Raw genomic sequence first — 12769 nt, 5'->3', positions numbered from 1 at the left:
CGCTAAACCATTCAAGGCAAGCTTAATCTAATTCTGCTTCGCGGCTAAGCAAGACCGCTTTCAGCAATAGCAACAACGCCACTATCTGCAATAGATGGTAAACACTGTTGTGGTCAAAGGGCCAAACCAAGGTGAAGGATAAGGCCTTAGTGGCCTGGATACCGGCTGCAACAATCGTCAACAATATGCCGAGCGAAAACCAGTTTGCACCGGCAAAACCACGCACACCCAAATAGATATAACCCGACAGCGCAAACAGCATGGCGGCCACTTCATACATAATGAACGGCAGAAAACTGGTCGAAAATTTTGCCACATAAAGCACAAAGCCAAGCGCCATAATCATCATCGGCAGCAAGACCCGCCGAGCAGTCAGCGCGCCGAACACATCGTAAACCACCGCCACAACAAATAGGGCAACCAGCAATGCCAAGGCGAGATAGATAGCCAGCCATAAGTATTCCTTCACAGAATTAGGCAGCGCCACACCATGTGCCACGGCGCCTAGGAATGCCGCCACAACCAAACAAGAAAAAATACCGAGCCAATAGCAGGATCGAGTCGTCAGTGGCGACTTGGCGCGTAAAATTCCAATAGCCATTAACGCCGCAAGCGCCAACAGCAAATCCGTTCCTGCAGTGGTTAACTCAGTGATACTCGCAACAAAATTCATAGTGCATCCAGCGTTATGGGTTACAGATATGATGAGGATTAAATAGCTTATCTTAAGCCATTAGACGGGTCCGGGTTCAACAATTCAGCCACTAAATTAGCCCAAACCTACGCAAGCCTCAAACCCAGTGTCAAGTATCAACACTAGATCACCACTTTGCTGGGATATTGGCGATCGCTTAAGCTAAGATTGAGGCTGTTAACCTAGGGTCGCACATGGAACACGAACACCTTCAGCACTTTTATATTAACGAAGAGCAGTCCATCTATTTGCTCAGCCAACGGGATGCGAAAAAGCTCAAGTCTTGGCTAAGCCTGTGCGAGGCTCAATTGCGTCGACTGGGCTACACAGGCGTTACCATGATTGGCAAGGGCGCCTACGGCTTCGTGTTCGCCGGCCGAGACAGTAGCAATCGCGATTTTGTGTTCAAATTTTCCCGTATTACCTTGCCCCAACACGTCCAAGATCGGCTAGAAGACGAAGGTTATATGTTGTCTCAGGTCAACATTCCGGGCGTACCCGCCTTCGTTGAGTTCCAAAAGGTCCATGGCCAATCCATTCTCATGATGGAGCGAGCCCCTGGCGTCAACCTAGATGACTACGCTCGCCGCACCGGCCGCTTAGCACCCCGGCTCATCTTAAAAATTGCCGCACAACTCGCCGACATCTTGCAACAATTGCGCAGCTATGCAGAAGAACACCATCAAGCACCCATCGTACACGGTGATATAAAACCGTCTAACCTGATGTGGGATGAGAGCACCGAACAACTGCGCCTGATCGATTGGGGCGCGGCTGTCTACGCACAACTTGATGCCTTAGGTCAACACGCCAGCCAAGGTGGCCTGAGCGCGCTCTCGAGCGACTTACAACAAACCAACGCCAAGCTTGGCGACATCTATTTTATTGGCGAAGAGCAACTCAATGGCGGCTTGTCTTCACCGAGGTTCGACGAGCAAGGTGCCGCGGGCAGTTTGTACGCACTGGCGTCGGGCCAATCCAGCCGCTTTGGTCAGCAGGTCATTACCCCAACATCCCTAGGGCTGCCCCGCGAATTTGCGCGAACCCTTACGCACCTACTTAGCAGCGACAAAGTGTTACGCGATAAAGCTGGCGATTATTTTCTCAAAAACATGCGCCACATGAAAAATATTGTGACCAGCCGCAACCTCGATGTATCAAACAACGACGACGTTGCACTCCTGCCCATCACAAGTTACCCCAAGCAGCACGAAGTAGACACGGTGGTATACAGTTCGCGGAAATCTTTTCTACGGCGCGAAATGGACGACGAGCGTTTCTCCTCTATAGATCCGACAGAACTCGATAAGTACTACAAAAATTTTCTCAGCGGCATGGGCGATACGGAGAAGGGCTTTGTCACCGCCGTGAGTCACCTCGGCCGCTACCCGCTGGTGGGCGGGCTGGCGATTCACTGGGATGAACTCGGCATTCACATAGATTCAAGCTTGAATTTGTACGATGAACACCTGCTTCCCGCGTTTACTTCGGCGGTGAACAATATGGTCCACCTAGGGCGTGCGATTAACAAACAAGGCGTATTTAAAAGTTGCATCTTCGATGCCAGGAAAACATTACACATCGAGCGAAAATCTGAAAACGAAGCTTTCGTTGTTAAGCCAGGGCAAACAATAACCTTCGATATATTGCCGGCGACGCAAAACCAAGACCAGTCGTCCCGCTCCCACTCCTATTTTGAAGATGGTGACGATCCCGATGAAATGCTCGAGCTACCGCCTGAAATCATGGTACCCATTACCGAGATGAACCAGATCCACCACTCCGGCTGTATTATTTTCGAAAGTTTAGAAAAGCACTTAAAAATACATAACTACCTGCGCCTGCGCGACCCCAGCCAAGAGGAGGATTTAAAGCGCTGCCTCGGCACGATATTAGACAATGTACACCATATTAAAGGCTTGGGCGTTTCGGGGTTCATGAAGCTGCCCTATCGCGACACTAAAGTTTTCCCGCACCTGAGCACTCAACCAGACCGCTTTTGCGACTATGGCCTGTGACAAACTGAATGCAAGCCATTATATTCAGCCCCAAATACCCGACACAGTTAGCATCTATAGCAAGGAGATGATGTGACCAATGCAATCTCGATTCGACAGCTCAACAAGACCTATACGTCGGGCCTAAAAGCCCTCAATAACATCAACCTCGACATCAAAAAAGGCGAAATATTTGCTTTACTTGGCCCCAATGGGGCCGGCAAGACCACCTTAATTAGCACCATTTGTGGCATCGTCAACCCAACCGACGGTGAGGTTACCGCTAATGGCCACAACGTGGTGACGAATTTTCGCGCCGCCAGGAGTTGCATTGGCCTAGTACCGCAAGAAATAAGTACCGATGCCTTCGAAAGTGTTTATGCAACCGTCAGTTTTAGCCGCGGCTTGTTTGGTAAGCCAGCCAACCCCGCCTATTTAGAGACTATTTTGCGCCAACTTTCCCTGTGGGATAAACGCGACGCGAAAATCATGACGCTCTCTGGCGGCATGAAGCGGCGCGTGATGATTGCCAAGGCGTTATCCCACGAACCCGATATCCTATTTTTAGATGAGCCCACGGCCGGTGTCGACGTCGAGCTCAGGCAAGACATGTGGACAATGGTCAGAGGTTTGCGCGAGCGCGGTGCCACAATTATTCTCACCACTCACTATATCGAAGAAGCGGAAGAAATGGCCGACCGTATTGGCATCATCCGCAAGGGCGAGATTCTATTGGTTGAAGAGAAGCGCGCGCTGATGCAAAAGCTGGGCAAGCGAGAACTTCGCTTGCACTTGCAAACCCCACTGCCCGAAATTCCACAGGCATTGCAATCGCTACCCTTAGAGCTGTGTAGTGATGGCAACGAGTTAATCTATCGGTTCGATTCGCAAACCGAACACACGGGCATCGCAGAGCTGTTAAAACAACTGGCGTCCTACAACATAGATTTTAAAGATTTGAGCTCCAGCCAAAGTTCTTTAGAGGATATTTTCGTTGACCTATTGAGGGCGAAAGCATGAATTTTTACGCGGTAAAAGCCATTTACACCTTTGAGATAGCACGCACCCTGCGCACCTTAATGCAAAGTATCGCGTCGCCAGTTATATCCACATCCTTGTACTTCATCGTCTTTGGCGCGGCCATTGGTTCCCGCATGGGCGAGATCGATGGCATCAGCTACGGCGCCTTTATCATACCCGGGCTGTTGATGCTCGCTCTGCTGGGCGAAAGCATTTCTAACGCGGCTTTCGGTATCTTCTTCCCGAAATTTTCGGGCACCATTTACGAAGTGCTGTCGGCACCGGTCTCCTACGTGGAAATTGTTGCAGGCTATGTGGGTGCCGCGGCGACAAAATCCATCGTCCTCGGTTTGCTCATCATGGTAACCGCACGTTTTTTTGTTGCCTACGAGATTGAGCACCCCATCTGGATGCTCTGCTTCTTAATATTGACGGCGGTAACTTTTAGCCTGTTTGGTTTTATTCTTGGCATATGGGCAAAGAATTTTCAGCAACTCCAAGTGGTGCCACTACTGGTCATTACGCCGCTCACATTTTTGGGCGGTGCCTTTTACTCCATCAACATGCTGCCGCCCTTTTGGCAAACGGTGACACTCTTTAACCCAATCGTCTATTTAATCAGCGGATTTCGCTGGAGCTTCTACGGCGTCGCCGACGTGCACGTGGCGGTAAGCGTCGGTATGACGTCCTTGTTCATGCTCGCATGCCTCACCTACATTGCCTGGATATTTAAAACCGGCTATCGGCTGCGAGAATAACCCGAGCATCAAGGCAGAGAATCGCTCTGCCTTGATGCCCTGGTCTTTTTATGGCGGCCTCTGTACAACCGCAATAAGCGATTGCACAATTGAACAAACTCACAAAACATCTAACTACACCGACCCCAGCAGGTACCTCAGTGGCAAAGCAGAAACACGCCGACATTTCCGAAAAAACCAACGCTGAAGCCCAGGCCATTACCAAGAAGATTCAACGCCCAGGGCAAACCAAAGAACAGAGCAAGCTAATTGCTCAAGGCATCGAAAAAGGCATTGATCTCTATAAAAAACAACAAAAGGCAAAGGCCAGGGAATTAGATAAGGCTCTGAAGAAGGCCAAACAGCGTCCCGAAACCGTGACGCCGGAAGCGAAAAACGCCCACCCCACTCAACCTAGGGCGGCGCAACTCCCCTGGTCGTTGCTGGCAATCTCGTGGCTACTTTTTTTCTTGGTTGCCGGGGTTTATTTAATCAAGATAGCAAATTAATTTCGATGCATTCGAAACTATGAGCGTAGAATGCCCTCTCCGTTAATACTGGTTGTCGACCAGCCTCCGTGTATTCATTCTGTCTAAAAGTCAGCAGCTACCCAACTGCCTTAATCGAGCACTGGGCCCAAACAATTGCGACATGGAACCAGACGGCAGCGTCGATACCTTAGAGCGCTGCTATATTGAGCGCTATGTACCACGCCCTCCCCCCCATCTAATCGACTTTTACCCACACCTTTATTAGGTTAAGCTCAACTTCTTAAGCGCTATGACAGGCGCAACCTTTGATTTCACCTGCAAGTAGCGATACATGGAAAGATCTGGCTCCCCGGAAGCGCAAAATATAGAGGCCGAACTGATTCGGATGTTAGCCCAACAGGGCCGGCTAACCCTTATCCCACTGGCAGTTGCGCTGTGCATGGTTGCCACCTTTGCAGCGGATAGCCTACCTCAGTGGATTTGGGGCGGCTGGCTGGCGCTCGCGATGCTGCTATTAGTTTTTCGCACCCAAATATTTATGCGCCTGCCCTATTATCCAGCGCTCACCGATCACAAGAAACTTCAACTCGCTAGCTGGGTATCCGTTTGCAACGGCGTCGTGCACGGTATGCCGCTACTCGCCTTTAACTATTTTTCCGAATTAGAACGCGCCGTGGTAACCATGATTTTAATGGGTACTAGCTCCATAACCGTGGCCACAACCGCTGGTTATAAACCCATTATTCTTGCCTACACCCTGCCAACACTCGGGCTAGCTTCCGTGGTTTGGGGGCTACATGGCTGGCAGCCCGTTTTCGACTGGCCATCGGTTGCTGGGGCCCTGCTCATCATTTGCTACTTGCCTCTGCTGATAAAGCTTGCCGGCAATGGCTTTTCTATTTTTGAGCGCTCTTATCGCGAACGTCTCGCCCAGTCAGCTGTCAACTTGCAGCTACAAAGTGTTTTAGAGCAGGCGGAGTCGGCGTCGTCGGCTAAGACGCGATTTCTAGCCTCAGCCTCGCACGACTTGCGACAACCCATTCACGCGCTGTCGCTGTTCGGTACCGCGCTTAGTAAGCGACCGCTTGACGATGAAGCGCGCGATATCGTTGGTCACATGGAAACCGCGCTCGGCGCCTTGGCATCACAGCTCGATTCACTGCTCGACATTTCCAAATTGGATGCCGGCGTGGTTACCATTAATCGGCAAACCTTCAATTTGCTCGATATGGCCGAGCGATTACAAATAGAATTTGGCCCCGCCGCCGAAGAAAAAGGCTTGAGTATTTGGCTAGATTGTTATGTTGATGTGTTTGTCGATACCGATGAAATACTGTTCGAAAGAATTCTACGCAACCTATTATCTAACGCCATAAAGTACACCAAAGCGGGCAAAATCATGCTCTCTATCAACGCCGAAGATGAAGTCGTCACCGTATCCGTGGTGGATTCAGGGCGCGGTATTCCAAAAGCAGAACAACAACGGGTTTTTGAAGAATTTTATCAACTGGAAAACCCGGAGCGCGATAGACGCAAAGGGTTGGGCCTTGGGCTAGCTATCGTCAAGCGCTTGGTCAAACTGCTCAATATACAATTTTCCCTGTACTCGGTACCAAACGATGGCACAAGGGTATCCCTTACTCTGCCGATAAGTGCCGCAGCACCACAAGCGCCACAGTTAAAACCCAAAGTCATTAGCTCTTGGAATAACCTCCGCATACTGGTGGTAGACGACGAAATGGAAGTTGGCTTGGGCATGCAGGCGCTACTAGAAACCTTTGGCGCTACGGTGGACATTGCCGATAGCACAGCCTCGGCGCTAAAAGCCGCACTGACCGAAAAACCTGACATATTATTGGCGGATTTTCGCTTGCGTGGCGAAGATAATGGCATCGAGACGATTCGAAATCTGCGCGCCATCTACCCCAAATTACCGGCCATTTTAATCAGCGGCGACACAGCGCCAGATCGTTTGCGCGAGGCCAATGAAGCCGGCATAAAATTACTGCACAAGCCTGTTGCCGCACCCGTGCTTGAAGACGCTATCGCGGTTGCCTGCAACCTCGCGGTAACGGAATAAAACCATCGATAGGTCAAGGAAGAACCCATGCCCCGCGTTAGTCAGTGGATTTCTGAGCGATTTGAAAATTTCATAGAACAGGCGCAAGGACGGGAACAAGCGCTTAATTTCGACCTACTCATTGTCGGTAGCGGCTACGGCGGCGCCATAGCCGCACACACCTTTGCTGGCCGCCAGCACGAAGGCAGGCCGCTGCGCATTGGCCTACTCGAACGCGGTGATGAATACCTCACTGGCATGTTTCCAAAAGATTTTGCCGAATTACCCGGCCATGTGCGCGGCCTCGCCGGCGCTAGTCGCTTCGGCCAAAGTCACGGTTTATTCGACCTGCGCGTCAACGGCGACATGAATGTGCTCACCGGCAATGGCATCGGCGGCGGCTCGCTCATTAATGCCGGCATCATGGCGGCACCCCTGCCAGCGGTATTTGATCAGCGCTGGCCGATGGCCTTGCGCGATGGCGCGGGGCTGGATTTTATTCGAGCGAGAGCGCTTGTGGGCGCCGCCAGCAACGACGATAGCAGCATCGCCAATAGCATCGGTGCAAGCGGGAAAGTTCCAAATAAATACAGAAGCCTTGAGGCACTATCACCAGAAAATTGTACCGAGGCACCTGTTACTACCGCCATGCGCGACGGACCAAATCAAGCCGGCATTGAAATGTCTGCCTGCAACCATTGTGGCGATTGTGTCACCGGCTGCAATCAAGGTGCAAAAAATTCTCTGGATCTCAATTTATTGGCACAAGCCAAACACAAAGGCGTCGAAATCTATGCCGGCGTGAGCGTCGGTAAATTAGAACAAGACACACAGTCCGAAGATGGCTGGCTCCTACACTGTCATTTAACCCACGATAAATTGCGCCAAGGTCAATCAGGGGTTATCTACCTGCGGGCAAAGCAAGTGATTCTCGCAGCGGGCAGTCTTGGCTCGACGGAAATACTCATGCGCTCAGCCACCGAGCGATTAAAATTTTCCGAGCATTTAGGTCAAGGATTTTCCGGCAATGGCGACGCCATCGCCGTGGGTTTCAAACAAAATATGTTGGCTCAAGCCATTGCTTGGCCAGAGTCAAAACCCAGCGACCGCCAAGTTGGCCCAACCATCACGGGCATTTTAGATTTACGCGAATCCGCGGGCGTGCTAATTGAGGAGATGGCCGTACCCAATGCACTCGCGCAATTATTTTCCGAACTTTATACCAGCAGCAATGGGCTCAACGCCCTGACCCATTGGAATAATCAAGACCACACCAGCGGCCCTGTGGTCGACGACCCGCTATCGCTCAATCGCCACGACCTCAATCACACCTCCCTGTACGCCATCATGGGCGATGACAGCGCCGACGGCCAACTCGAACTGAAATCGCCGAAGGACAGGGTATTCGCCGAGGGCGAACTGCAGGTTCACTGGCCGAGCGTTAAAGATAAACCGCTATTCAGCGAGCAAATAAACCGCCTAAAAAGCCTCGCGGAAAAGTCTATTAAAGGCAGCGTTCTTAGCAACCCGGCTTGGTCGCCACTGCCTGCAGCGCTAAGCGAACTCTACGGCGCACCAAAAGGCCCGCTACTCACCGTGCACCCTCTCGGCGGTTGCGCCATGGCCGACACTATCGATCGAGGCGTGGTTAATCACCTAGGCGAAGTTTTTAATGGCGATGCCGTGGGCGGCACACACTCAGGTTTGGTGGTGCTAGACGGCTCTATTATGCCAAGCGCGCTCGGCATAAACCCGGCGTTAACCATCAGCGCACTAGCCTTGCGCGCCAGCGAACATTTATGCGCGCAATGGGGTTATGTGGTCGATCAAATAGCCTGCTTAAATCTCGACCCAATCGCAACAGTCCGACCCCGTTGGCGCGACACCAACGTCGAAGCAAAACAGACACCTACAAAAATTGAAGTCAATGAACGCTTGAGCGGCGAAATAAGCCTCGCCACCAGCACTGGCCAAGCAACCTTCATTGCGGAGTTAACGCTCAAGTTTAAAGCCAAGGCATTGACCGATTTTTACACCTGCGCAGGCAACGGCAGCAGACAAGATAGGGTGTCGGAAGTCAATGGCGAGAGCGACGGTGATAAACCCTGCAGCTATCTGCGCCTATATCAGCCAACAACTTGGCATCAGCTCACCAACAGCCGCGCCAATGAGTCCGCCTTTGAACAGGCGGCGCTATTAATAGCCCCTATCAGCGGTCAATTGGAGGTGATGCAGCGCCAGCCACTCAGCGCCAAACGGCGCTACTGGCGCGGCACTGTTGCATGGGCTTTGAATAGGGGCATACGCGATATACTGCAGAGCTTGCGCCACTCGAGTGCCACCACTTCGACCCTGAGCCTGCCGGAAAAAGCCAAAAATTTATTAAAGCTAACAGGTTACGCCGGCGAAGCACGACTATTCCTATATGAACTCGCTGTACATAAGCCTGCTACAGGCTGGCCGACGGAGTTTCTAGCGTTTGACGATAATCGCGATGACTATGCCATAGCTGGTAAAAAAACCATCACTTACAATCGTCGCGCCAACCCCATTAGGCAGCTATCCGACATAACCCTTACACAATTTCCGGGTTTAATAACGCGAAAAAAGCCCGCTGTTCTATCCTTTGATAACCGAAATATCGCGCGCAATAACCAACCGCTTATCAGCATCACTCAGCACCAAAATTTGGTACAAGCGTTCGCTGACCTGTGCTCGTTTTACGCCTATTTTGCGCGCCTAATGATGACCACACACCTACTCACATTTAGATTGCCCGATACGCCGAGCACCAAACAACCCCAGCGCTTTGCTGGAAAAATAAAGGGCCTACCCGCACCCGAAATGACCGAGTTGCAGGTTGCCACTTTAGAAAACGGCTTGCCTATTTACATCCGACTAACGCGCTATAAAAATACAACCAGCAACCAACCACCCTTAATCATGCTGCACGGTTACAGCGCCTCCAGCACTACCTGGGCCCACCCTGCCATTCCAAATTGTGCGGCCAGTTATTTCCACAAGCGCAACCGAGATATTTGGCTAGTGGACTTGCGCACCTCCTGTGGCTTTTTATCTGCCATGTTGCCCTGGCATTTTGAAGATGTCGCCTTTCAAGACATACCGCTAGCCATAAGCCACGTACTCCAGACCACGGGGCAATCGCAGTGCGATATCATTGCCCACTGCATGGGTTCAGCCATGCTGAGCATGGCAATATTGACGTCACCTCAGGCCGGTGCAGCTTACTTTAAAGAGCGCAAACAGCTACCCAGCGCCATTCGGAATTTAGTGCTCACGCAAGTGGGGCCAAAGGTTTCCTTTAGCCCGATGAATATGACCCGGGGCTACCTGTTAAAAAATCTACGCCATCTCATGGGCAACTTGCCATTTACTTTCAAGCCCAATGACGTACCCTCAACAGTGGAATCACTTTTTGATCGCGCCCTTCAAGTGCTGCCTTATCCCGAGCAGGAGTTCAGCAGAGAAAACCCCACCTTCTCTTGGAAACAAATACGTTGGTCGGCAACGCGCCGGCGCATAGACGCGCTCTACGGCCAAGCTTTTGCCTTAGACAATGTTTCAGACCGACTTCTCGAACATATCGACGATATTTTTGGCCCCCTCTCAATGGGAACCTTAAGCCAAACCATTCACTTCGCACTGCAAGAGCAAATTACCAATTTTGACGGTGAGAATGTCTACGCTGTACCAGAAAATTTTCGTAGCCGCTGGCACTGCAATACACTGAGCCTGCACGGCGCCAAGAGTGGGCTAGCCGATGTGGGTACGGCAACCCTGCTCGAACAGGCCATGACACAGGCTAAGGGCAAGTACCAAAACCATATATTCCCAAACTACGGCCACCAAGATCTGCTCATTGGTAATGGCTGCAAAGACGTGTTCGAAAAAATTCAGCAGTTCTTCGAGGAAAATACAGCAACGACCGTTGCACCAGCAAAGCTAGATGACCTACCCAAGGCACAAAATAGCTATCCCTTTTCGCTACCCAGTTTGGGGCCGGTTTTAGGCCCAGCGCTTAACGACCACCTGCCCGTCATGCTAGGCACACATCTATCGGCGTCGCGGCCAGACTGGGTGCTTTTTATTGAAGTTGATGCCGCAGGTAAACCGCTCGCGGATTTTAAACAGGCCCTAAACGACAAAACCTTGAGCCAACACTTTCACCTAATGGCTACACGGGCTATGCGCTATCAGTGGCTAAAATTAACCTTAGAAGGGCGCGCGAGTGGGCAGCGCGAAGGCATTTGGCAAAGTTATTTTATTCACGACCATCAATCTACAACGCAAGCGTTGCCACTATCAGCGCCACACCCTAACAACCTAATGGATTTACTCACAGAACAACACAGCCCCTATCAAGCGCTAACCGCCCAACACCTCAACAACATTTTTACCGATGACGGGTTTCAAGCGGCTTACCATAGTGCCCTAGCCCAAGCCAACACAGACAGACAATGCGGCCAGATCCACTGGCGACCAAGCCGCGACGAAAACTTTTCCTTTATTGTCGCCGCCTGTCAATTTCCAGCGACACTCACCGACCAACAGCCAGCATTTGCCAGCTACCAGCGCTTAGCCCAACGCCTAACCCAAGCTCATCCACCCCAACTCATGCTTTTGCTGGGCGATCAAGTTTACGTCGACCCAACGGCCGGTGTACTCGACGCGCAATCCTATCACCACCGGTATATAGAGCCTTATCAAACCTGGTTAGCGCAGCCAGAGGTTATTCAAGTATTGCGTCAACTGCCCAGCTACATGATGCCCGACGACCACGAAATTGCGAACGATTGGGATCTCAGCGTTGGCCGCCAGCGAAATTTCGTGCACGCAAAGCCCGGGCGCGAAAACTATTTACGCTTCCAACGGCACGAGCTATTTCAACCCCAGCGCTGGCACTTTCAGAAGTCGCAGCAACTGACCGCGCTGCCACTTTGGCAAACCGCCGAGCACGGCGGCATTCATTTCTTTTGCGTCGATGCGCGCACCGAGCGCTCTGGCCGGTCGGCGCTTAACGCCGGCGCAGAAATTATGAGTGCCGAACAATATAGCGCGCTCACCGATTGGCTTAAGTCGACACCAAAAGCGGCGGCTAAAGTGATATCCACCAGCTCAATATTTCTACCGAGACGGCTTAGATCTACCACCGGCTTAGGAGCCTCGGCGCTATCCGATGCCTGGGACGGCTATTCGCTGCAGCAACGGGCCCTGCTCTCCTTTATTGCCGAGCAAAAAATTTCTAATTTACTTTTTGTCTCCGGCGACGAACATATTTCCTGTCACGCACAGATAGAAATTCAACACGCTGAAGGCACGCAACTAATTCACTCGATCCACAGCTCAGGTCTTTATGCACCGATTCCCTTCGTCAATACCAAGCCGGAGGAGTTTGCGGAAGACGATCAGTTAACGCTGACGGCAGGGCATACCCAAATGTCAGTTCGCATTAACGCATCCTTTTTCCCGGGTGATGGTTTTGCCGAATTGCGCTTTGAGCAAGTAGACAATCAATGGCAACTACACTGCGATTTCAACCGCAGCCAAGGCAAGATACCGCTGGCACTCAGCTTCACCAGCCCGGTACCTACAAGGAAAAGACCTGAGCCGGCGCCCAACTAAACCTTGAGGCGAGCTGCGGGCACCGATGGCCGTTTTTTCAGTTCTCGGCGCCGGCGCCCGCCCACCGCCCGGGCAGCGAGCTACTTTAAGGTAAACACAAATGTGTCATCCCTCGCACGATTAGGGCT

The 12769-nt window shown here is 51.6% G+C and carries 7 protein-coding genes; 6 read left to right on the top strand and 1 reads right to left on the bottom strand.

Translation table 11 applies throughout. The features are described from left to right. Positions 1 to 22: 22 nt before the first annotated feature. Positions 23 to 673: a DUF6962 family protein gene (locus QWY82_RS07535; protein ID WP_290261016.1), complete on the bottom strand. Its 651-nt coding sequence runs from the start codon at positions 671 to 673 to the stop codon at positions 23 to 25. 215 nt (positions 674 to 888) lie between these two features. Between QWY82_RS07535 and QWY82_RS07530 the strand changes: the two genes are divergently transcribed. From QWY82_RS07530 to QWY82_RS07505, 6 genes are all read left to right on the top strand, one after another. Beyond that, the gene (locus QWY82_RS07530) at positions 889 to 2712 is read left to right on the top strand and encodes a serine/threonine protein kinase (protein WP_290261015.1); all 1824 of its coding nucleotides are present in this window, start codon (positions 889 to 891) and stop codon (positions 2710 to 2712) included. Between the two features lie 72 nt (positions 2713 to 2784). Further along, complete coding sequence (locus QWY82_RS07525; protein ID WP_290261014.1) at positions 2785 to 3711, top strand: ABC transporter ATP-binding protein; 927 nt, start codon at positions 2785 to 2787, stop codon at positions 3709 to 3711. Then, entirely contained in the window at positions 3708 to 4469 is a 762-nt protein-coding gene (locus QWY82_RS07520) for an ABC transporter permease (RefSeq protein ID WP_290261013.1), read from the top strand. Before QWY82_RS07525 ends, QWY82_RS07520 begins: the two co-directional genes overlap by 4 nt. Positions 4470 to 4609: 140 nt before the next feature. Further along, complete coding sequence (locus QWY82_RS07515; protein ID WP_290261011.1) at positions 4610 to 4957, top strand: DUF2956 domain-containing protein; 348 nt, start codon at positions 4610 to 4612, stop codon at positions 4955 to 4957. Positions 4958 to 5270: 313 nt separating this feature from the next. Continuing rightward, positions 5271 to 7019, top strand: coding sequence for a hybrid sensor histidine kinase/response regulator (locus QWY82_RS07510; protein WP_290261009.1), 1749 nt, complete (start codon positions 5271 to 5273; stop codon positions 7017 to 7019). A 27-nt stretch (positions 7020 to 7046) separates the two neighbouring features. Continuing rightward, positions 7047 to 12641 carry an alpha/beta fold hydrolase gene (locus QWY82_RS07505; protein WP_290261008.1) on the top strand — a complete coding sequence of 1865 codons (5595 nt, stop codon included), beginning with the start codon at positions 7047 to 7049 and terminating at the stop codon, positions 12639 to 12641. The last annotated feature ends 128 nt before the right edge of the window (positions 12642 to 12769 follow it).

The organism is Simiduia curdlanivorans, from assembly GCF_030409605.1.
Lineage (GTDB): Bacteria > Pseudomonadota > Gammaproteobacteria > Pseudomonadales > Cellvibrionaceae > Simiduia > Simiduia curdlanivorans.
The sequence above is the reverse complement of the archived record's forward strand: the minus strand, read 5'-3'. Positions and strand labels throughout refer to the sequence as shown.

Bases quoted from the DNA above. Each gene is read 5' to 3' on its own strand.
- QWY82_RS07535 (WP_290261016.1), bottom strand. From the start codon at position 673: ATGAATTTTGTTGCGAGTATCACTGAGTTAACCACTGCAGGAACGGAT.
- QWY82_RS07530 (WP_290261015.1), top strand. From the start codon at position 889: ATGGAACACGAACACCTTCAGCACTTTTATATTAACGAAGAGCAGTCC.
- QWY82_RS07520 (WP_290261013.1), top strand. From the start codon at position 3,708: ATGAATTTTTACGCGGTAAAAGCCATTTACACCTTTGAGATAGCACGC.
- QWY82_RS07510 (WP_290261009.1), top strand. From the start codon at position 5,271: ATGGAAAGATCTGGCTCCCCGGAAGCGCAAAATATAGAGGCCGAACTG.
- QWY82_RS07505 (WP_290261008.1), top strand. From the start codon at position 7,047: ATGCCCCGCGTTAGTCAGTGGATTTCTGAGCGATTTGAAAATTTCATA.